The organism is Bradyrhizobium sp. STM 3809, from assembly GCF_000239795.1.
In the GTDB taxonomy this organism is placed as follows: domain Bacteria; phylum Pseudomonadota; class Alphaproteobacteria; order Rhizobiales; family Xanthobacteraceae; genus Bradyrhizobium.
The window spans coordinates 21,755-42,441 of sequence record NZ_CAFJ01000166.1 but is presented as its reverse complement, the minus strand read 5'-3'; the positions used below and the strand labels follow the sequence as shown (position 1 = coordinate 42,441).

Below are 20,687 nucleotides of genomic sequence, written 5' to 3'. Positions count from 1 at the left end.
CGCACCATTTTGAGTGCGCCGCAGCAGGAATTGCTGCTGCCGCCAATTGACATGTCGCAACGACGTTAACAGGATGCCGGGCGAAGGTTGCGCGACTGCCCATCCGGGGCTTGCGGACGGCCGGCACGACCGTGAACTGAAAAATTTGTTTTCATTTCAAACACCTCCCAAGCTCTCAAGCCTCCAAGCTCTCAAGCCCTCGCTTTCTCGTCTCAAGATCAAGAACCTCAGGAGATGCCCATGTCAGACGATGTCGTCATCGTCAGCGCCGCCCGCACCCCGGTTGGAAGCTTCAACGGTGCGTTTGCGAATGTCCCGGCCCACGAGCTGGGCGCCGTTGCCATCAAGGCCGCGCTGGAGCGGGCCGGCGTCGAGCCGGGCCGCGTCTCCGAGGTCATCATGGGCCAGATCCTGACCGCGGCCCAGGGCCAGAACCCGGCGCGCCAGGCCTCGATCGCCGCCGGCATTCCGGTCGACAGCCCGGCCTGGGGCATCAACCAGCTGTGCGGCTCCGGCCTGCGCTCGGTCGCGCTGGGCTATCAGGCGCTCAAGAACGGCGATTCCGACATCGTGGTCGCCGGCGGCCAGGAGTCGATGAGCATGGCGGCGCACGCGCAATATCTGCGCGCCGGCGTGAAGATGGGATCGCTCGATCTCGTCGATACCATGATCAAGGACGGTCTCTGGGACGCCTTCAACGGCTACCACATGGGCAACACCGCCGAGAACGTTGCGAAGCAGTATCAGATCACGCGCGCCCAGCAGGACGAGTTCGCGGTTGCGTCGCAGAACAAGGCTGAGGCTGCGCAGAAGGCCGGCAAGTTCAAGGACGAGATCGCGGCGGTCACGATCAAGGGGCGCAAGGGCGATACCGTGGTAGACACCGACGAATATCCGCGTCATGGCGCCACGCTCGAGGCGATGGCCAAGCTGCGCGCCGCGTTCGAGAAGGACGGCACGGTCACCGCCGGCAACGCGTCGGGCATCAATGACGGCGCCGCCGCCGTGGTGCTGATGACCGCCAAGCAGGCCGCCAAGGAAGGCAAGACGCCGCTGGCGCGGATCGTCTCCTGGGGCCAGGCCGGCGTCGATCCGAAGATCATGGGCACCGGGCCGATCCCGGCCTCGCGTTCCGCGTTGAAGAAGGCCGGCTGGAACATCGCCGACCTCGACCTGATCGAGGCCAACGAGGCCTTCGCCGCGCAGGCCTGCGCGGTCAACAAGGATCTCGGCTGGGATACGTCCAAGGTGAACGTGAACGGCGGCGCGATTGCGATCGGCCACCCGATCGGGGCCTCCGGCGCCCGCGTCCTCGTGACCCTGCTGCACGAGATGCAGAAGCGTGATGCCAAGAAAGGTCTTGCCACGCTGTGCATCGGCGGTGGCATGGGCATCGCGCTGTGCGTTGCACGCGACTAAAAACGCGGCAGTGATTGCGAACCGTTCGGCCTTCGCAATCGCGCTCCGCTCTACTAAAGATCAACGCCCGGCGATATCGCCGGGCGTTTTGTTCTTGATGTCCGTCAAACACGTCGCATAATCGAACTCCTAAAAAAACGACGTTGAACATGGATGTCTCTGCGGCGAATGGATTGCTGCAAGGGCGGACGTGATCCAATAACAACGGGCATGTACGCCGACAGCCACAGGTTGTCGTCGTGCGCTTGATCATCGAGGGAAGGATTCGACATGGCACGTGTGGCGTTGGTGACGGGGGGAACGCGCGGGATCGGCGCTGCAATCAGCAAGGCGCTGAAGGCGGCGGGCTACAAGGTCGCGGCGAACTATGGCGGCAACGATGCCGCGGCGGAGAAGTTCAAGGGCGAGACCGGCATCCCCGTCTACAAATGGGACGTCAGCTCGTTCGAGGCCTGCTCCGAGGGGATCAAGAAGGTCGAGGCCGAGCTCGGGCCGATCGACGTGCTGATCAACAATGCCGGCATCACCCGCGATACGGCCTTCCACAAGATGTCGCTCGAGCAGTGGAGCGCCGTCATCAACACCAATCTCGGCTCGCTGTTCAACATGACCCGCCCGATCATCGAGGGCATGCGCGCGCGCAAGTTCGGCCGCATCATCAACATCTCCTCGATCAACGGTCAGAAGGGCCAGTTCGGCCAGGTCAACTACTCCGCGGCGAAGGCCGGCGACATCGGCTTCACCAAGGCGCTGGCGCTGGAGACCGCCAAGGCCGGCATCACCGTCAACGTGATCTGCCCGGGCTACATCAACACCGAGATGGTGCAGGCGGTGCCGAAGGACGTGCTGGAGAAGTCGATCCTGCCGCTGATCCCGGTCGGCCGCCTCGGCGAGCCCGAGGAGATCGCCCGCACCGTCGTGTTCCTCGCGGCCGACGAGGCCGGCGCCATCACCGGCTCGACGCTGTCGGTCAATGGCGGCCAGTACATGGCCTGATGCCGGTGTGATGCGAGAGGCGGCGTTGCCTCCGGACGCGATCTGCGGTTAAGACCCGAATGCCCGCGCTCGCCGCGGGCATTCACGTCTTTGGCGTTGCCCGGCACGGGCACAGGCGTGAACGGCCCGACTGACGCGGCCGCGACGGAGCCTGCCGCCGATGTCCCAGCGCACTGCGACCCTGATCGGTCTGACCGCGATCCTGATGTGGTCGCTGCTCGCCCTGCTGACCGTGGCGACCGGCAAGATCCCCGCGTTTCAGCTGGCGGCCATGACCTTCGCGGTCGGCGGCCTGGTCGGGATGCTCACCTGGATCGGACGCCCGGCAGCGCCGCGCAGCCTCCGGCAGCCGGCGCTGGCCTGGGCGGTCGGCGTCGGCGGACTGTTCGGCTACCACGCGCTGTATTTTTTGGCCCTGCGTTTCGCACCGCCGGCGGAAGCGGGATTGCTGAACTATCTTTGGCCGCTGCTGATCGTGCTGTTCTCGGCCTTGCTGCCCGGCGAGCGTCTTGCCGTCCATCATGTTATCGGCGCCGCGCTAGGTCTCATCGGCACCGCGCTGCTGTTCATGGGCAATGGCGCGAGCTTCGCCGCGGACCAGCTTCCGGGCCTCGCGGCCGCATTCGTTGCCGCGTTCGTCTGGGCGATCTACTCGGTGCTGTCACGCCGCTTGAAGGCGGTGCCGACTGACGCTGTCGCCGGCTTCTGCCTCGCGACATCGCTGTTCGCCGCCGTGGTGCATGCCGCGATCGAGCCGACGGTCTGGCCGGACGGTGCCGTTCAGTGGCTTGCGGTCGCGGGCCTCGGCATCGGCCCGGTGGGCGCGGCGTTCTATGCCTGGGACGTCGGCATGAAGCGCGGCGACATCCGCGTGCTCGGCGCGGCGTCCTATGCCACGCCACTGCTGTCGACGGCCTTTCTCATTCTGGCCGGCTACGCCAAGCCCAGCGCGGCGATCGCGGTCGCGGCGCTGCTGATCGCCGGCGGCGGACTGGTTGCGGCGAAGGACCTGTTCCGGCTGCGAGGCCTCTGAGCGGCACGCTCTCGGCTATTCCGGCGTCATGTCGGATGCGCGCTCGGATCTCTCGCGGCAGCGCAAATCTGTCCGTTATCCTTGATGCACGCTTAATCGAAAGAGGTGGGCGGCCAACGGCCGGTAGATTGCAACCGCCGATAAGGTGGCGGCCCGCTCTGCACCTAACGTGGCCTTTACCCGTGCTGCGCAACACTGCTGCGAATGAAAGAGGCAATGGGGCGGCGGATGCCGGACGTGAGACGTTACATCGCTCGCGCGGGAAACTTGTTTCGCGTTCCTGCGGACAATCCCGAGCTGACGCGCGCGCAGTTCCAGGCGTTCTCCAAGCAGGTGCCGCTGCTCTATTTCATTCTCATCACCAACAGCCTCGCGCTCGCCTACACGTTCCTGCCGCTTGCGCCGACATTGCTGACCATCTCCGTCCCGGCGCTGCTCTCGACGATCACCGGCGTCCGCATGCTGTGGTGGCTGCGCCAGGACGACAGGGCAGCCAGCGATGCAGAGGTTCTGCACAATCTGCGCGTCACCAACCGGATCGCCGGGCCCATCGGCGCGCTGTTCGTGGTCTGGTCGTTCTCGCTGTTTCCCTATGGCGATCCGTATGCCAAGGGCCAGGTCGCGTTCTACATGGCGGTCACCGTCATCGGCATCATCTTCTGCCTCATGCATCTGCGCTCGGCGGCGCTGCTGGTGACCCTTGTGGTCATCGTTCCCTACGTGATCTTCTTCATGGCCACCGGCGTCCACGCGCTGCGCGCGATCGCCGTCAATCAGCTGCTCGTGTCCGGCGCCATGGTCACGGTGCTCTTCATCTATTATCGCGACTTCGCCGCGCTCGTCGCCAGCCGCAAGTCGCTGCTCGCCGAGCAGGCCGCGACCCAGGCGCTCTCCGATGAGAACTTCCGGCTCGCCAACCTGGACTCGCTGACCGACCTGCCGAACCGCCGCCGCTTCTTCTCCGAGCTGACGCAGGCCTTCGCCGAGGCCGAGCGCGACGGCACGCGGCTCGCCGTCGGCATCATCGATCTCGACGGCTTCAAGCCGATCAACGACACCTACGGGCACACGGTCGGCGACCGCGTACTGATCGAGGCCGCGCGCCGCATCCGCGACGTCTGCGAGCAGCGTGGTGCGCAGGTCCATCTCGCCCGGCTCGGCGGCGACGAGTTCGGCCTGATCGTCACCGGCAATCCGACCGATGACGATCTGCTGTCGTTCGGGCGGGAGATCACCGACCTGATCAAGCTTCCTTATCAATTCGATACGACGCATACCGGGCTGTCGTGCTCGACCGGTTTCGCGCTCTATCCGCGCTCCGCCACCGCGGCGGATGCCCTGTATGAGTGCGCCGATTACGCGCTGTACCACGCCAAGCGCCGCGCCCGCGGCCAGGCAGTCATCTTCTCGAGCGAGCTGGAGGCGGAGATCCGCAGCCGCAGCGTCATCGAGCACCTGTTGCGCACGGCTGATTTCGAGACCGAAATGGACCTGGTGTTCCAGCCGATCATGGACGCCGCCAACGCGCGCACCACCGGCTTCGAGGTCCTGGCGCGCTGGAACAGTCCCAAGCTCGGTATGGTGTCGCCGGCGAGCTTCATTCCGGCGGCCGAGCGGATCGGCGTGATCCGCCACCTGACCCGCTTCCTGCTCGTCAAGGCGCTGGCTGCGGCGCGGACCTGGCCCGACGACATCCGGATCTCGTTCAATCTTTCGGCGCACGACATCTGCGCGCCAGAGGGAGTCCTGCCGCTGATCGCCGCGATTCAGGCCAGCGGGGTACCGCCGCGCCGCATCGAGTTCGAGATCACCGAGACTGCCGTCACGTTCGATTTCGCGCGCGCCGAGCAGTCGATCGCGGCGCTCAAGGCGCTCGGTTGCGGCATCTCGCTGGACGATTTCGGCACCGGCTATTCGTCGCTCAGCCATGTCCACCGGCTGCCGCTCGACAAGCTCAAGGTCGACCGCAGCTTCGTGCACGACGTCAACGCCAACCCGGTCAGCCACAAGATCATCAAGTCGTTGACCGGCCTGTGCGCCGACATGGAGATCTCCTGCGTCGTCGAGGGCGTCGAGACGAAGGAGCAACTCGACAGCCTGAAGCGTCTCGGCGCCGACTACATCCAGGGCTATTACTTCGCCAAGCCGATGTCGGCCGACGCGATCTCCGGATTTCTCGCCAGGGAGCGTCAGCGCTTCGATGAGCCGGCTGCCGCGAAGGTGGCTGGAGCCAGCGCCTGAGCTAGACGGGCGGCTCCCAGCCCGGAGCGGCCAGAACGAATCCAGCGAATTCGAAGCCTGGCGCGACCGTGCAGCCGACCAGCGTCCAGTCGCCGGTGCTCTCGGCGGCCTGCCAGGCATGGGCCGGCACCACCGCCTGCGGCTGCTGGCCGGCCGCGAGATCGATACCGAGCGTCGTCGTGCGCGGTGCCTCGCCGTCGCTGGCGATGCGCAGGAGCAGCGGCGCCCCGGCGTAATAGTGCCAGGTCTCGACCGCATCGACCTTGTGCCAATGCGACCGCTCACCGCGGGCGAGCAGGAAGTAGATCAGCGTGGACGCCGCGCGGCCCCTGGCATCCACGGCTGTGTCGCGGAAGGTCTCGCGGAAATGCCCGCCTTCCGGATGCGGCTGCAGGCCCAGGCGGGCGATGATGCCGGCGGCGGAGAGCGTGGTCATGGCCGTGATCCCCGAAGACTGGAAGATGTGCTGGCTCACGACTTGTTCTTGCGCTCGCGCAACTCGCCGAAGACCTCCTCGGCGCTGGCGCCCTTCATGCGCAGCCTGACCGCGATGGCCGGATCGTCCGCGCGCAGAAACACGTTGGCCTGTTTCTCCTCACCCAGCAGCACGGGAATGGTGGGCTGATTGGCGGCGCGCAGCCGGGTCACCTCGGCGGCACGGGCCTTGAGCGATTCATTGTCCGGATCGACGGTCAGCGCGAACTTCACGTTCGAGGCGGTGTATTCGTGGCCGCAATACAGCCTGAAATCATCCGGCAGGGTCCGCAGCTTCAACAGCGAATCCCACATCATCGGATAGCTGCCCTCGAAGACGCGGCCGCAGCCGATCGAGAACAGCGTGTCGGCGGCGAACACGGCCTTCTCGGCATCGAACACGTAGGACACGTGGTCGAGCGTGTGGCCCGGCGTCTCCAGCACGCGCGCGAGCAGGTCGCCGATCTTGACGACGTCGCCATGGGCGACGCGCAGATCGACGTCGGCGATGGCGGCTTTCTTGTCGTGCGGCCCGATCACGCGGCAGCCATAGCGCTGCTTCAGCTCGGCGACGCCGCCGACATGATCATGGTGATGATGCGTGATCAGGATGTCGGTGAGCCGCCAGCCATTGGCCTCCAGCTGACGGGTGATCGGGCCCGCCTCGGGCGCGTCGATCGACGCCGTGGCGCCGGTCGCGGGATCGTGGATCAAATAGCCGAAATTGTCGGACAGGCAGGTGAAGACGCGGATGTCGGCGGCCATGTTGTCTCCGTCGGCGGTACCAGGCGCGGCACGATCGCGCCACGCGGGATGTCAGATGTCGTGAGAGACCTCGCCCGGACCTGACCCAGACTTGGCCCCGGGGCGCAGCGTCGCGGGCGGCCTCCGTTGTCGCGTGGCGGCAGAGATATGGCGTTAACGCTGCAGGCGCAACGCAATATTGGGCGCGCGGCGGGCCGCAACGGCATGTTACATTCACGGTCATGGACGTGATCGATCTGCGGAATTTCTATTCGGGTCGCCTCGGGATCGTCGCGCGGCTGCTGATCAACCGCGGCATCCGCGCGCGCTGGCCGAGCGCGGCCGGGCAGCGCGTGCTCGGCATCGGCTATCCCACGCCCTATCTCGGTCTGTTTCGCGAGGATTCCGAACGCTGCATTGCCTTCATGCCGGCCGCCCAAGGCGTGCTGAAATGGCCGACGGCGCGGCCCACACTGGCCTCGCTGGTCGACGAGTTCTCGCTGCCGCTGCCGGACGCTGCGGTCGACCGGATCCTGATCGTCCACGCGCTGGAGATGTCGGACGATCCGGCCGGGCTGCTGCGCGAGATGTGGCGGGTCCTGGCGCCGGCGGGACGCATGATCATCGTGATCCCGAACCGGCGCGGCGTCTGGACGCGAACCGACAATACGCCGTTCGGCCATGGGCGGCCGTATTCGCGCTCGCAGATCACGCAGCTGCTGCGGCAGACCTGGTTCACGCCGAGCGCCTGGGGCGAAGCCCTCTTCATGCCGCCGGTCGGCGGCTGGTTCCTGAAATCGGCGATGGCCTGGGAGCGCGTCGGCGCGGCGCTGTCGCTGCCGTTCGCGGGAGTCCACATCGTCGAGGCGACCAAGCAGGTCTATCGCGTGATCCCGGCGCGCCGCGAGCGCATCAGGCTGATCCCGCGGCTCGAGCCGGTGCTGGCGCCGGCGCCGTCGGCGCAAGGGTCCAATCTCGCGGTGGATCGCAGCCCTCACTCCGTCCCGGCTGATTGAAGACGCGCGACGGCGGACGTTTGCGATTCCGAGCCGCGCATGAAAAAGCGGGCAGGCCGGAGGCCCGCCCGCTTCGCCACGGCGGAACGTGTCGGTCACTCGCCGGGATTGAGATCCTCGCTCGGGGCCGGCGCGGCTGCGGCAGCCTCGGAGCGCGGACCGTGCGGACGGCGGCGGCGGCGCGGATAGCGCTCGGCGCCACCCTCGAAGGCCGCCGGGGCATTGGCGATCTGCGGCTGCGGACCAGTGATGAAGGACGGCAGGCGGTCGACGCCGCTATCGGCGATCACCGGCTGCGGCTGCGGCTGATACGCGGCGGGCTGAGCACGCTCGCGATGCTCACGCGGCTCGCGGTCACGATGCTCCTGGGTCTCGCGGTGCTCGCGCGGCTCGCGATGCTCCCGCGGCTCACGATGCTCGCGCGGCTGGCGATGCTCGCGCGCTTCGCGATGTTCGCGCGGCTGCTGCTGATCGCGCTGATAGGGCGGCTGGCCATCCCCCCGCTCGCGCTGGCCGCCCTCGCGCATGAATGGCTGAGGTTGAGGCTGGGGCTGAACGAAGCCGGGTTCCTGGCCGAAATTCGAGAAGCTCTCGCCGTCATCATCGAGATCGTCGACGGTGAGGTCGTCGGTGTTGCGCGGCTGCGGCTGGTTCTGGCGGAACTGCTCCTGCGCGGCGGCGATCAGGCGGAAATAGTGCTCGGCATGCTGGTAGTAGTTCTCGGCGGCGACGGGGTCGCCCGAGGAGCGGGCGTCGCGGGCAAGCTGGACGTATTTCTCGGCCACATGGGAGGCGGTGCCACGGATCTTGATGTCTGGCCCGTTGGACTCGAACACCCTGGTCAGCGGGTTCTGGCCGCGCCGGTTGTTATTATTGTTGCCGTTATTCCGGTTGCGCATCCGCTTGTTGTTTTGACCGTTTCTCATGTCCTGCCTTTATTCCAACCCTGCGTTAGGAGCACTGACTGTCATCGGAATACAGATACCGTATTGAAATACCGATCCGTGGCCCGGACGCTTCGCGCGCGGTCCAATTGGTCCAAGCCGAACCATACCGATCGGAAACACGCCGATCGGAAACATGCCGCTCTGGACATGCCGGTCTTGGCCAATGTCGATGTGATCGACAGCCGATTCTCTCGACAAAAGCGCGTTCAACACGCGTTCCCCACCCACCAGCCCTTCCGGCCGGCGAACCACGTCATTCAGTCAGCGCGGGCGATTACGCCACGACCGACCCAGTTTGCTTAGCGTAGGACCTCAAGTGCAAAGTCAGGCTTTCGTTCGCTTTGCAGTCGTGGGCTGCGCAGCCATCCGGCTTTCGCGCTCAACAGATCTGCGTTCTGGAACCAATCGCCCGGCGCGGCTCTCTGGCATCTGTCCGCCGCGGTGTTCCGTGAATACCGCCCAGCGGGGCCTGCGCCGATGCTATGCCCGGAACGTAGTCGCTCCCGGGGGATATTCCAAGAGCTTTTTCGGCGTCGGCCGGCCTTTACCGGCGGTTTTTTAGGCCCATCACGGCCCTTGGAATACCGGCCAGATCGGCCTTGATGGCCGCCGGATCGCCCGCCAGACCGGCCTCGGTCATGAGCGCCATGACGTCCCCGCTCTGGCCCCGCCCGACCTCGACGATCAGGGCTCCGCCGCTCTGAAGCAGGGACGCGGCCTGCGGAATCAGCCTGCGATAGGCGTCGAGACCGTCTCGGCCGCCATCGAGTGCTCGGAGCGGGTCATGGGCTTGCACCTCGATTGCGAGACCGGCGATGTCGGCCGAGGGAATGTAGGGCGGATTCGACACGATCAGGTCGAACGGCGGCGCAAGCGCGGATGCATAGGAGCAGGCGACGAAGGCTGCGCGGTCGTTCAGACCGAGCGCGCGCGCATTGTCGCGTGCCGTCGTCAGCGCGGCGATGCTGATGTCGGTCCCGACGCCGAACGCCTGCGGCAGCTCGGACAATAGCGCCAGCAGGATGGCACCTGATCCGGTGCCGAGATCGGCGATGCGCAGTGGCCGTGTGAGCACGCCACCGGCGGAGAGATGGTCCAGCGCCAGCTCGACCACGGTCTCGGTGTCCGGCCGCGGCACCAGCGTGTCGGCCGAGAGATGCAGCTCGAGGCCCCAGAATTCCTTGGCGCCGAGGATTCGGGCGACAGGCTCGCCGGCGAGGCGGCGCTGGACCAGCGCATCGAGACGTTGCGCATCGTCATGGGAGAGGGCGCGCTTGCCGTGCATTACGAGCCCGGTGAGGTCGAGCTGCAGCGCATGCCCGACCAGGAGCCGCGCATCGAGCTCGGGCGAGTCGAGACCGGCCTCGCCGAACCGCGCCGCGAGCGCGCGGCGTGCCGCGTCGATGCTCACGCCGGCGACGATCTCGCTCATCGCGCAAGCTCTCCCCACGGATCATGCCCGCGAAAGCGGGGATCCATACGCCGTGCAAGCACGGGACGGGCAGACGGAGTTGCCTTCCGTGACAACCACTGACGCCGGTCGTGGTGGGTCCCGGCGTTCGCCGGGACGACATCGTTTGTGGCGAGGCAGGGTCGCGTCGCTTCCGGCAGCGCGCAGGCGCGCCTCACGCCGCAGCGCCTTGCGCGGCGAGCTGTGCGGCCTGGTGCTCGGTCGTCAGCGCGTCGATCAATTCGCCGAGCGCTTCGCCGGCGATCACCTGAGGCAGCTTGTAGAGGGTGAGATTGATGCGGTGGTCGGTGACGCGCCCTTGCGGGAAGTTGTAGGTGCGGATGCGCTCGGAGCGGTCGCCGGATCCGACCTTCTCCTTGCGCTCGGCCGAGCGCGCGGCGTCGACTTTCTGTCGCTCGGCGTCGTAGATGCGCGAGCGCAAAATGTTCATCGCCGAGGCGCGGTTCTTATGCTGCGAGCGGCTGTCCTGCATCATCACCACGATGCCCGTGGGAATGTGGGTGATGCGGATGGCCGATTCCGTCTTGTTGACGTGCTGGCCGCCGGCGCCCTGCGCGCGCATCGTCTCGATGCGCAGATCGTCCTGCTTGATGTCGACGTCGACATCCTCGACCTCCGGCAGCACGGCCACCGTCGCCGCCGAGGTGTGGATGCGGCCCTGCGTCTCGGTGTCGGGCACGCGCTGCACGCGGTGTACGCCGGATTCGAATTTCAGCTTGGCGAACGCGCCGCGGCCCTGCACCTCGGCGATGATTTCCTTGTAGCCGCCGACGGTGCCTTCGGAGGCCGAGATCACCTCGACCTTCCAGCCCTGCAAGGCGGCGAAGCGTTCATACATGCGGAACAGGTCGCCGGCGAACAAGGAGGCCTCGTCGCCGCCGGTGCCGGCGCGGATTTCGAGCACGACGTTGCGGTCGTCCATCGCGTCCTTCGGCAACAGCGCGACGCGGATCTTCTGCTCCAGCTCGCCGCGGCGCGCGACCAGCTCGTCGCGCTCGGCCTCGGCCATCGCCCGCATCTCGGCATCCGTGTCCGGATCGGCGATCAGCGCCTCGGTGTCGGCGAGTTCTTTGACGCCTGCACGATACGCCTTCACCGCATCGATCAGCGGATTGAGCTCGGCCAGCTCGCGGGTGATCTGCACGTAGCGGTCGGAATTGACCTGGCCGAGCAGCTCGGCCTCCAGCGCGGCGTGATGCGCAAGCAGGACATCCAGTTTGGCTTCGGGAAGCGACGACATGATGCAATCTGATGTAGGAGCAAACGAGACGAACGAAAGACGCGCGACGAGACCGGCCCGCTACAGCGCGAGGCCTTCGCTCTCGGCGAACTCGGTCAGCTTCTGCCGCATCGAGAAGCTGCCGGCCGGCGCTGCCAGCCATTCGGCCATCTTCGCCTCGGCCTTGGCGGCGTCGAGCTCGAGGATCATGGCCTTGACGGGGCCGTGCGCCGTCGCCGACAGCGACAGCGAGCGGTAGCCGAGCGCGATCAGCGCCAGCGCGCCGATCGGCTTGGAGGCCATCTCGCCGCACAGCGACACCGATCGCTTGGCCGCCTTGGCCTTGCGCACGATCTCCTGCAAGGCGCGCAGGATCGGCGTCGACAGCGTGTCGAAGCGGTCGGAGACCTTGGCATTGCCGCGGTCGACCGCGAACAGGAACTGGAACAAATCGTTGGAGCCGACCGAGATGAAGTCGACCTTCGCGAGCAGCTCGTCGAGCTGGTACATCAGCGCCGGAACTTCGAGCATGGTGCCGACGTCGACTCGCTCCGGCAGCGTATGGCCGTGCTGGCGCAAGTATGTCAGCTCGCGCTCGACGATCGCTTTCGCCGTATCGAACTCGGCGACCTCCGAGATCATCGGGAACATGATGCGCAGCGAGCGGCCGCCGCCGGCGCGCAGCAGCGCGCGGATCTGGCCGCGCAGCAGGCCCGGACGGTCGAGGCCGAGGCGGATCGCGCGCCAGCCGAGCGCGGGATTTTCCTCGATCACGGTCTCCATGTAGGGCAGCGCCTTGTCGCCGCCGATGTCGAGTGTCCGGAACGTGACAGGCTTGCTGCCGGCCGCGTCGAGAACCGTGCGATACAGCGCCAGCTGATCGCTGGAGCGCGGCAGGCTGGCGGACACCATGAACTGCAGCTCGGTGCGGAACAGGCCGATGCCGGCGCTGCCGGTGTCCTCGATATGCGGCAGGTCGATCACGAGGCCCGCATTGATCATCAGCTCGACCGGCTGACCGTCCTTGGTCTTGCAGGGCTTGTTGCGCAGCTCGCTATATTGCGCCTGGCGGCGGGCGCGGAAGCGCACCCGTTCGGCATAGGCGGATTCGATCTCGGCCGACGGCCGCACATAGATCGAGCCCGAGGTGCCGTCGACGATGATCGCATCGCCGGGATCGGCGATGCCCGGCGCGTTCGGCACCTCACCGACGGCGGGAATGCCGAGCGCGCGCGCGACGATGGCGACGTGCGAGTTGGCGGTGCCTTCCTCCAGCACCAGGCCGCGCAGCCGCTTGCGGTCGTAGTCGAGCAGCGCGGCGGGGCCCATCGCGCGGGCGATGAGGATGGCATTGTCGGGCAGGTGGTCGCGGCTCGGCGCATGGTCCTGGCCGACCAGCTGGCGCAGCAAGCGGTAGCCGAGGTCCTCGAGATCGTGCAGCCGTTCGCGCAGATAAGGATCGGTCGAGCGCAGCATGCGGGCGCGGGTGTCGGACTGCACGCGCTCGACGGCGGCCTCGGCCGTGAGGCCGGTCGCCACCGCCTCATGCAGCTTGTGCGACCAGCCCTGGTCGTTGGCGAACATGCGGTAGGCTTCGAGCACCTCGCGATGCTCGCCGCCATCGGCGACGTCGCCGCGCTCCAGCATGCGGTCGAGATCCGCACGCAGCTTCACCAGGGCGGCGTCGAGCCGCTTGATCTCCTTGGGCAGGTCCTCGGCGATGTAGTTGTTGACGACGACGCGCGGCTCGTGGAGCACGACATGGCCGAGCGCGATGCCGTCCGACAGCACCGCACCGGTCTTGTGGATCGAATGCCGGACGGCCGGCTCGGCGCCGGGCTGGGCGAGCGCTGCGAGCTCACCGGAGGCGATCATCTCGGCGAGCACCATCGCGGTGGTCTGCAGCGCCTCGACCTCTTCCTCGACATAGGTGCGCTTGGCGCGGTTCTGCACCACCAGCACGCCGAGCGTATTGCCGGCGCGCAGGATCGGCACGCCGAGGAAGGAGTGGTAGATCTCTTCGCCGGTCTCCGGACGATAGGAGAAGGCCGGATGGCTGTGCGCGTCGCTCAGATTGAGCGGGGTGGCCTCGCTGGCGACGAGGCCGACCAGGCCTTCATGCGCGCTCATCACGGTGATGTGGACGGCGTCGCGGTTCAGACCTTCGGTGGCGTAGAGCTCGAGCGTGTTGTCGACGCGCAGCACATAGACCGAGCAGACCTCCGCGACCATGTTGGCCGCGATCAGCACCACGATCTTGTCGAGCCGCTCCTGTGCCGAGACCTGCTCCGCCATGGTCTCGCGAAGCCGTCTGAGCAGGACGCGGGGGCCTCCCGACGTGCTTCGCATGTGGCACAATCCCCCTTCCTGGGGCCACTCCGGCGGTCGGCCGGAGTGGCGCTAAACTCGCGAAATCGAACAGCTTTCTTGATCCGCTACCGCCGCACCCCGAAAGTGCCGGACCGAATCAGGACAACCATCACTGGAGCACTTTTCGCGGCAGCCATCCTGCGAGGCGTATAGCGAATTAGGGCTTGTTTTGCCAAGCAAAACGCCTGCCACGGCAGGCCGCGTCAACGGCTTTCGCGCACGTCTGCGCGATGTCCCCCTGTTGCGAAACGGGACATCGGGCGTGACGGGGGAGAATATTCTAGGCCTGGTCCAGTCCGTAGAGCGTATGCAGCGTGCGGACGGCCAGCTCGGTATAGGCGGCGTCGATCAGCACCGAGAACTTGATCTCGGAGGTCGTGATCGCGCGGATGTTGATGTTGCGGGCGGCCAGCGCCGCAAAGCCCTTGGCGGCGACGCCGGCATGGCTGCGCATGCCCGAGCCGATCACCGAGACCTTGGCGACGTCGGTCGCGGCGTCCATGCGCTGGTAGCCGATCTTGTCCTTGGCGGCCGTGATCGTCTCGCGCGCGCGATTGTAATCGGTCGCCGGCACCGTGAAGGTCAGGTCGGTGGTCTTGCCGTCCTCGGAGACGTTCTGGACGATCATGTCGACGTTGATGTTGGCGTCCGCCAGCGGCCCGAAGATCGAGGCGGCGATGCCCGGCTTGTCCTCGATCTGGCGCACCGAGATCTGGGCCTCGTCCTTGGAGAAGGCGATGCCGGTCACGACGTGGTTTTCCATAATTTGTTCCTCGCTGCAGATCAGCGTCCCCGGCGGCTGGGTGGCGTGCGGGTCGATATCCTCGGGCTTGTCGAATGAGGAGCGGACGAAGATCGGCATGTTGTGGACCATGCCCAGTTCCACCGAGCGGACCTGCAGCACCTTGGCGCCCTGGGACGCCAGCTCCAGCATGTCCTCGAACGCGATCTTGTCGAGCCGCTTGGCCTTCGGCACCACGCGGGGGTCGGTGGTGTAGACACCGTCGACGTCGGTATAGATGTCGCAGCGGTCGGCCTTGATGGCGGCGGCGATCGCGACCGCAGAGGTATCCGAGCCGCCGCGGCCGAGCGTGGTGATTCGCCCGGTTTCGGCATGGATGCCCTGGAAGCCGGCGATGACCGCGACCTCCTTGCGCTCCTGGAACCGCTGGATCAGCTCGGAGCCGTCGATCTCGACGATGCGCGCCGAGGCATGGGCGTCGCTGGTCTTGATCGGGATCTGCCAGCCCTGCCAGGAGCGGGCCTGGATGCCCATGCTCTGCAGCACGATCGCCAGCAGGCCCGACGTGACCTGCTCGCCCGAGGCCACGACGGCGTCGTATTCCCGCGCGTCATGCATCGGCGACGCCTCGGCGCACCAGGCCACCAGCTCGTTGGTCTTGCCGGACATCGCCGAGACCACGACGGCGACCTCGTGTCCGGCATCGACCTCGCGCTTGACGTGGCGCGCGACGTTGCGGATGCGGTCGATGTTGGCGACGGAGGTGCCGCCGAATTTCAGCACGAGGCGACCCATGACGACGCGCTCATTCCCAGCAGGAGGATAAGTTGACCGGCCGGGCGCGAAACCGGAGGCGCGCCAGCCGAAACGCGCGTATACATAGCGCGGAGGCCGGGGGCAAGACGGTTCCTTGTGGTGATGGAGTGGGGTAGAGGACTGGTATGGCGCGTTATATCGACGAAATCCTGCAACCCGGCGAGAAGGTGCTGTATTCGACCAATGCGCACTGGATGTTCTACCTGCCGGCGATCGGGGCCTGGATCGTCGTGTTCGGGCTGCTCGTCCTGTCCCGCATGACGGTGAACGACAATCTGGTGATGCTGTGCCTGGCCACCGCTGCCGTGATGGCCGTGGTGGCGCTGTACTGGACGGTCCGGGCCTGGTTCCACCGTTTGACGACCGAGACGGACGTCACCAATCGCCGGGTGGTCCACAAGACCGGCTTCATCCGGCGCCGCACCTTCGAGATGGCACTGGACAAGGTCGAGAGCGTCGACGTCAACCAGACCATCATGGGACGGGTTCTCAACTACGGCGACGTCACGATTCTGGGCGTGGGCGAGGGCAAGGAAACGATTTCGACCATCGCGGAGCCGCTGGCGTTTCGCAACGCCATCACGGCGCGTTAACCCCGCCGGGGGCGCCCAGCTTCGATCATTGAGTATGCAGCGATGACAATGCCTCAGGATTCCCGCAGTACCCCTGTTCCTCCCGGCTCGACCGTCGACCCGGCCGAGATCGCGAAGTTCTCGAAGCTGTCCGAGACGTGGTGGGACCCCAAGGGCAAGATGGCGCCCTTGCACAAGATCAACCCGCTGCGCCTGACCTACATCCGCGACGCCGCCTGCCGGAAGTTCGAGCGCAACGCCAAGAGCCTCAATTGCCTGTCGGGCCTGCGCATGCTCGACATCGGCTGCGGTGCCGGACTGCTGTGCGAGCCGTTCACGCGGCTCGGCGCGCAGGTCGTCGGCGTCGATCCCTCGGCCAGCAACATCGCCGCCGCCAAGCTGCATGCCGAGAAGGGCCATCTCTCGATCGACTACCGCTGCACCACGATTGAGGAGATGGACCCGCGCGAGCGCTTCGACATCGTGCTCGCGATGGAGGTCGTCGAGCACGTCACCGACGTCAGCGCCTTTCTCGGCCGCTGCGCCGCGGTGCTCAAGCCCGGCGGGCTGATGGTGGTCTCGACCCTGAACCGCAACTGGAAAAGCTTCGCGCTCGCCATCGTCGGCGCCGAATATGTGCTGCGCTGGCTGCCGCGCGGCACCCATGAGTGGAGCAAGTTCGTCACCCCGGACGAACTGACCAAGTACCTGCTCGACAACCGCCTCGTCATCACCGAGCAGAGCGGCGTCGTCTACAGCCCCTTCGCCGACCGCTGGAGCCTGTCGGGCGACATGGACGTGAACTACATGGTGGTCGCCGAGCAGATGGTCTGATCAGCTCTGACTTTGCCCGACTGCCGCCCCATCACCGGTGTCGTCCCTGCGAACGCAGGGACCCATAACCACAGGGTGGGGTTTGGGGCACGCTAGGAGATCAGGTCGCTAAGATCGCGCCATTCGGGATTTTCGCGCTCGATCAGCTCGATCTTCCAGTCGCGCTTCCAGCGCTTGAGCTGCTTCTCGCGGGTGATTGCTTCTTCGCGACGGCGTAGGTCTCGATGTAGACCAGTCGAAACACGTTGTACTTCTTGACGAAATCCGAGCCTGCGCCATTGCGGTGCTGCTCGAGTCGCGCTCGAATCGAGTTCGTGATACCGATATGCAGCGTGCCGTGACGGCCGCTTACGAGAATATAGACGTAATACATCGCCGCACCATCGCGTGGTGGATCGCCTAACCCAATTGAAGCCTGTGGTTATGGGTCCCTGCGTTCGCAGGGACGACACCGGTTATGTGGTGCCTAGCTTAGCACGAGTTGCTGAGATTCTCGTTTTCTGTGCGAGCCAAGTGACGGAAGTCCGAACTGCAAGCCTGACATGCGGACTTAGCTTCACCTACGCTGTTGACCCGGCGCCCCGCGCTCGCCACGGTGCCGGCCTCATCGCGGCGCAGTCACCCCATGCTCTCCATCACCTCGCTCTGGATCCCGTTCACCCTCGTCGCCGCCGCCGGCCAGGTCGCGCGCAATGCGATGCAGCGGTCGCTCACGGCGAAGCTCGGCACCTGGGGCGCGACCAATATCCGCTTCCTGTTCGGGTTTCCGTTCTCGCTGGTGTTCCTGAGCGCGGTGCTGCTCGCGACCGGCGATCATCTGTCTTGGCCGCCCCTGAACTTCTGGCCGTGGCTGCTGCTCGGCGCGCTCAGCCAGATCGTCGCCACCGGCCTGATGCTGCTGGCGATGACGGATCGTTCTTTCGTCGTCACCACGGCCTATCTGAAGACCGAGGCGATTCAGACCGCGATCTTCGGCTTCATCTTCCTCGGCGATCCGCTGTCGCTGCCGAAGCTCGCGGCGATTCTGATCGCTACGATCGGCGTGGTCATCACCGCGCTCCGGCCGGGCGGCGAGAAGAGCTTTGCAGAGCTGAAGCCGACCGTGACGGGCCTGGTCGCGGCCGCGGCCTTCGCACTGTCGGCCGTCGGCTACCGGGGAGCCATCATTGCGGTCGAGGGCGTCAGCTTCGTGACCGCGGCATCCACCACGCTGGTCTGGGGCCTGTTCGTGCAGACGGCGATCCTGACGGTCTATCTGCTCGCGCGGGCGCCGGACATCCTGCGCGGGATCCTGTCGTTGTGGCGGCCGTCGATGATGGCGGGCTTCGTCGGCGCCTTCGCCTCGCAATTCTGGTTCCTGGCGTTCGCGCTCACCGCGGCCGCCAACGTCCGCACCTTGGCGCTGATCGAGGTGCTGTTCGCACAGGGCGTGTCGTACTACTCGTTCAAGCAGCCGGTCTCGCTGCGCGAGATCTGCGGCATCGCGCTGATCGTCGTTGGCGTGGCGCTGCTGATCGCGGTGTGATCAGGCCTTGATCGCAATCAGCACTGCGCCGGCCGCGATCAGCGCGATGCCGATCCAGCCCTGCAGGCTCGGCCGCTCGCCGAGAAACACGACGCCGAACAGCGCGACCAGCACGACGCTGAGCTTGTCGATCGGTGCGACCAGCGTCGCGGGCCCGAGCTTGAGCGCCCGGAAATAGCAGATCCACGAGGCGCCGGTGCCGAGCGCCGACAGCGTCAGAAAGATCCAGCTTTTCGCAGCGATCGGCCCGGGGCTGGTGAGCTGTCCGGTCGCGAACAGGATCAGCGCCAGGGTCACCAGCACGATCGCGGTGCGGATCAAGGTGGCGAGATCGGAGTTGAGGCCCTCGACGCCGACCTTGGCGAAGATCGCGGTGAGCGCCGCGAACAACGCGGAGAGCAGTGCCCAGAGTTGCCACGCGGAGGAGAGGGGGGACATCGTCAACTCCCGGAGGAAGGTCGCGGTCTAGGTCGATCTATATCAACCGTCATTGCGAGCGCAGCGAATCAATCCAGGGCTGCGGACGGAACTCTGGATTGCTTCGCTGCGCTCGCAATGACGAAGAGGTTGCCGAGATTGTGCGCGCATCACTGGCAGGTTGTCGCCAATGACGCGGCCCCGCGCCTCAATTCCTATCGTCCGGCAGCACCGGGATCGGCGCGACCTCGATGCCTTCCTCGATCAGCTCGCGGGCTTCGTCGAGCGATGCCTCGCCGTAGATCGGCCGATGCTCGGTCTCGCCATAATGCATCTTGCGCGCTTCGGTCGGGAAGCGCTCGCCGACATCGTCGGCGTTCTTGACGATGTGGTCGCGCAGCTCCTTGAGCTTGGCGCGCAGCTCGCGCTCCTGCGCCATCAAGAGCGACGTCGGTCCGGGCGGAATGACCTCCTGCGTCGGGACCGGCGCTGGAGCGGCGGGCGCAGGCACGGCCTCGCGGCCCTTCTTGCTGACGATGCGCGGCGCCATGATCGCCTTTTCGACCTTGGTCGAGCCGCATGTCGGGCATTCCACCAGCTTGCGCTTCACCTGGGACTCGTAAGCTGAGGAGCTCTGAAACCAGCTTTCGAACGTGTGATCACGCTCGCAGCGCAGCGCGTAGCGGATCATGCCGAGCCCCGCACGAGGTGCAGATAGTCCGGTCCGCCCTTGGCATCGGCGATGCCGAAGCGGCGGCCGTGCTGCAGCGACGGAATGGTCTGGCGTACGCTCTCGACCCTGGAGGGATCGATGCGCGCCACGATCACGCCCGGCTCGACGCCGCCTTCGGCGAGGATCTCGCCCCAGGGATCGATGATCAGCGAGTGGCCGAAGGTCTCGCGCTTGTTCTCGTGCAGGCCGCATTGCGCGGCGGCGAACACGAAGCAGCCCGTCTCGATGGCGCGGGCGCGCAGCAGCGTGTGCCAATGCGCCTCGCCGGTCTTGCGGGTGAACGCCGAGGGCACGCTGATGAACGAGGCGCCGCTCTCGGCCAGCGCGCGATACAGCGCCGGAAAGCGCACGTCGTAGCAGATCGTCAGTCCGAGCCGGCCCCACGGCAGATCGGAAATCACCGCCGTCTCGCCGGGCTGATAGTTCGCCGACTCGCGATAGCTCTCGCCGCCCGGCAGATCGATGTCGAACATGTGGATCTTGTCGTAGCTCGCCAGCACGTCGCCGTCGGGCCCGATCAGGAACGAGCGGTTGACCGCCTTCTCAGGCGAGAAGCGCAGCGCCAGCGATCCGATATGCAGATGGATGTTCAGCTCCTTGGCGAGCCCGCGATAGGCCTTGAGCGAGGGATCATCGGCCTCGCTCTTGAGCTGCTCGAACAGCGCCGTCCGGTTGAGCTGCATCATGTTGCTCACTTCCGGCGTCTGGACGTATTGCGCCCCTTGCGCGACCGCTTCCCGGATCAGCCTGGTGCCCTGCTCGAGGCTCGGTTCGGGCAGCAGCGAGGTGCGCATCTGCACCATGGCGGCGATGAAGCTGCGGTCGTTGCTCATGAGGTTGCCTTGTCTCCGGCGAGCATGGCGTCGAGCCTGCCCTCGCGATCGAGTGCATAGAGATCGTCGCAGCCGCCGACATGGGCCTTGCCGATGAAGATCTGCGGGAAGGTCGAGCCCGGGCCGACGCGGTCATACATCTGCTGCCGGACGTTCGGATCCTTGCCCGCATCGTATTCGGTGAAGGGAACGTTCTTGCGGGTCAGGAGCGATTTGGCGGCCGTGCAGTAGCCGCACCCCGGACGGGTATAGATTTCGATCGCAGCGGTCATGTCGCGCTCAGCT

The 20,687-nt window shown here is 66.2% G+C and carries 19 protein-coding genes and 1 pseudogene; 8 read left to right on the top strand and 12 right to left on the bottom strand.

Features of this window, described 5'->3' with window-relative positions:
* The first annotated feature begins 240 nt into the window (after positions 1-240).
* From BRAS3809_RS09020 to BRAS3809_RS09005, 4 genes are all read left to right on the top strand, one after another.
* On the top strand, positions 241-1,419 hold the full coding sequence (locus tag BRAS3809_RS09020; RefSeq protein WP_008961778.1) for an acetyl-CoA C-acetyltransferase: 1,179 nt from the start codon (positions 241-243) through the stop codon (positions 1,417-1,419).
* A 270-nt stretch (positions 1,420-1,689) separates the two neighbouring features.
* Positions 1,690-2,415, top strand: a complete 726-nt coding sequence (locus tag BRAS3809_RS09015) for a beta-ketoacyl-ACP reductase (protein ID WP_008961777.1) — start codon at positions 1,690-1,692, stop codon at positions 2,413-2,415.
* 160 nt (positions 2,416-2,575) lie between these two features.
* Positions 2,576-3,448, top strand: a complete 873-nt coding sequence (gene yddG / locus BRAS3809_RS09010) for an aromatic amino acid exporter YddG (RefSeq protein WP_008961776.1) — start codon at positions 2,576-2,578, stop codon at positions 3,446-3,448.
* Positions 3,449-3,676: 228 nt separating this feature from the next.
* Positions 3,677-5,689 (top strand): putative bifunctional diguanylate cyclase/phosphodiesterase, encoded by a 2,013-nt coding sequence (locus tag BRAS3809_RS09005; protein WP_035655819.1) that lies wholly within the window; start codon positions 3,677-3,679, stop codon positions 5,687-5,689.
* 1 nt (position 5,690) lies between these two features.
* Here the strand turns inward: BRAS3809_RS09005 and BRAS3809_RS09000 are convergent, their stop codons facing one another.
* A complete protein-coding gene (locus tag BRAS3809_RS09000; RefSeq protein WP_035655818.1) occupies positions 5,691-6,125 on the bottom strand; it encodes a cupin domain-containing protein in 435 nt (144 codons plus the stop codon).
* A gap of 35 nt (positions 6,126-6,160) precedes the next feature.
* On the bottom strand, positions 6,161-6,928 hold the full coding sequence (gene gloB, locus BRAS3809_RS08995; protein ID WP_008961773.1) for a hydroxyacylglutathione hydrolase: 768 nt from the start codon (positions 6,926-6,928) through the stop codon (positions 6,161-6,163).
* A gap of 221 nt (positions 6,929-7,149) precedes the next feature.
* On the opposite strand from gloB, the gene BRAS3809_RS08990 reads away from it, so the two are divergent.
* A complete protein-coding gene (locus BRAS3809_RS08990) occupies positions 7,150-7,923 on the top strand; it encodes a class I SAM-dependent methyltransferase (RefSeq protein ID WP_008961772.1) in 774 nt (257 codons plus the stop codon).
* Between the two features lie 95 nt (positions 7,924-8,018).
* Here the strand turns inward: BRAS3809_RS08990 and BRAS3809_RS08985 are convergent, their stop codons facing one another.
* From BRAS3809_RS08985 to BRAS3809_RS08965, 5 genes are all read right to left on the bottom strand, one after another.
* A complete protein-coding gene (locus tag BRAS3809_RS08985) occupies positions 8,019-8,849 on the bottom strand; it encodes a DUF4167 domain-containing protein (RefSeq protein WP_035655816.1) in 831 nt (276 codons plus the stop codon).
* A gap of 565 nt (positions 8,850-9,414) precedes the next feature.
* Positions 9,415-10,302 carry a peptide chain release factor N(5)-glutamine methyltransferase gene (gene prmC, locus BRAS3809_RS08980; protein ID WP_008961769.1) on the bottom strand — a complete coding sequence of 296 codons (888 nt, stop codon included), beginning with the start codon at positions 10,300-10,302 and terminating at the stop codon, positions 9,415-9,417.
* A gap of 193 nt (positions 10,303-10,495) precedes the next feature.
* On the bottom strand, positions 10,496-11,581 hold the full coding sequence (prfA, locus tag BRAS3809_RS08975; RefSeq protein WP_008961768.1) for a peptide chain release factor 1: 1,086 nt from the start codon (positions 11,579-11,581) through the stop codon (positions 10,496-10,498).
* Between the two features lie 60 nt (positions 11,582-11,641).
* On the bottom strand, positions 11,642-13,909 hold the full coding sequence (gene ptsP, locus BRAS3809_RS08970; protein ID WP_008961767.1) for a phosphoenolpyruvate--protein phosphotransferase: 2,268 nt from the start codon (positions 13,907-13,909) through the stop codon (positions 11,642-11,644).
* Between the two features lie 301 nt (positions 13,910-14,210).
* Positions 14,211-15,467, bottom strand: a complete 1,257-nt coding sequence (locus tag BRAS3809_RS08965) for an aspartate kinase (protein ID WP_008961766.1) — start codon at positions 15,465-15,467, stop codon at positions 14,211-14,213.
* A gap of 146 nt (positions 15,468-15,613) precedes the next feature.
* Here BRAS3809_RS08965 and BRAS3809_RS08960 point away from each other — a divergent pair, with 146 nt between their 5' ends.
* The gene (locus BRAS3809_RS08960; protein WP_008961765.1) at positions 15,614-16,081 is read left to right on the top strand and encodes a PH domain-containing protein; all 468 of its coding nucleotides are present in this window, start codon (positions 15,614-15,616) and stop codon (positions 16,079-16,081) included.
* A gap of 48 nt (positions 16,082-16,129) precedes the next feature.
* Complete coding sequence (ubiG, locus tag BRAS3809_RS08955; RefSeq protein ID WP_008961764.1) at positions 16,130-16,894, top strand: bifunctional 2-polyprenyl-6-hydroxyphenol methylase/3-demethylubiquinol 3-O-methyltransferase UbiG; 765 nt, start codon at positions 16,130-16,132, stop codon at positions 16,892-16,894.
* Positions 16,895-16,986: 92 nt separating this feature from the next.
* Here the strand turns inward: ubiG and BRAS3809_RS08950 are convergent.
* Positions 16,987-17,267, bottom strand: a pseudogene (locus tag BRAS3809_RS08950) (GIY-YIG nuclease family protein).
* 252 nt (positions 17,268-17,519) lie between these two features.
* Here BRAS3809_RS08950 and BRAS3809_RS08945 point away from each other — a divergent pair.
* The gene (locus tag BRAS3809_RS08945) at positions 17,520-18,419 is read left to right on the top strand and encodes an EamA family transporter (protein ID WP_008961762.1); all 900 of its coding nucleotides are present in this window, start codon (positions 17,520-17,522) and stop codon (positions 18,417-18,419) included.
* On the opposite strand, the gene BRAS3809_RS08940 is transcribed toward BRAS3809_RS08945, so the two are convergent.
* The 4 genes from BRAS3809_RS08940 to grxC all read right to left on the bottom strand — a co-directional run bounded on the left by BRAS3809_RS08940 (position 18,420) and on the right by grxC (position 20,674).
* Positions 18,420-18,857 (bottom strand): EamA family transporter, encoded by a 438-nt coding sequence (locus tag BRAS3809_RS08940; RefSeq protein ID WP_008961761.1) that lies wholly within the window; start codon positions 18,855-18,857, stop codon positions 18,420-18,422. It abuts the gene before it with no gap.
* 187 nt (positions 18,858-19,044) lie between these two features.
* A complete protein-coding gene (locus BRAS3809_RS08935) occupies positions 19,045-19,527 on the bottom strand; it encodes a DUF1178 family protein (protein ID WP_008961760.1) in 483 nt (160 codons plus the stop codon).
* Positions 19,524-20,402, bottom strand: a complete 879-nt coding sequence (locus tag BRAS3809_RS08930) for a carbon-nitrogen hydrolase family protein (protein ID WP_008961759.1) — start codon at positions 20,400-20,402, stop codon at positions 19,524-19,526. Before BRAS3809_RS08930 ends, BRAS3809_RS08935 begins: the two co-directional genes overlap by 4 nt.
* Positions 20,399-20,674: a glutaredoxin 3 gene (gene grxC / locus BRAS3809_RS08925; protein ID WP_008961758.1), complete on the bottom strand. Its 276-nt coding sequence runs from the start codon at positions 20,672-20,674 to the stop codon at positions 20,399-20,401. The genes BRAS3809_RS08930 and grxC overlap by 4 nt, the downstream gene beginning before the upstream one ends.
* Positions 20,675-20,687 lie beyond the last annotated feature (13 nt).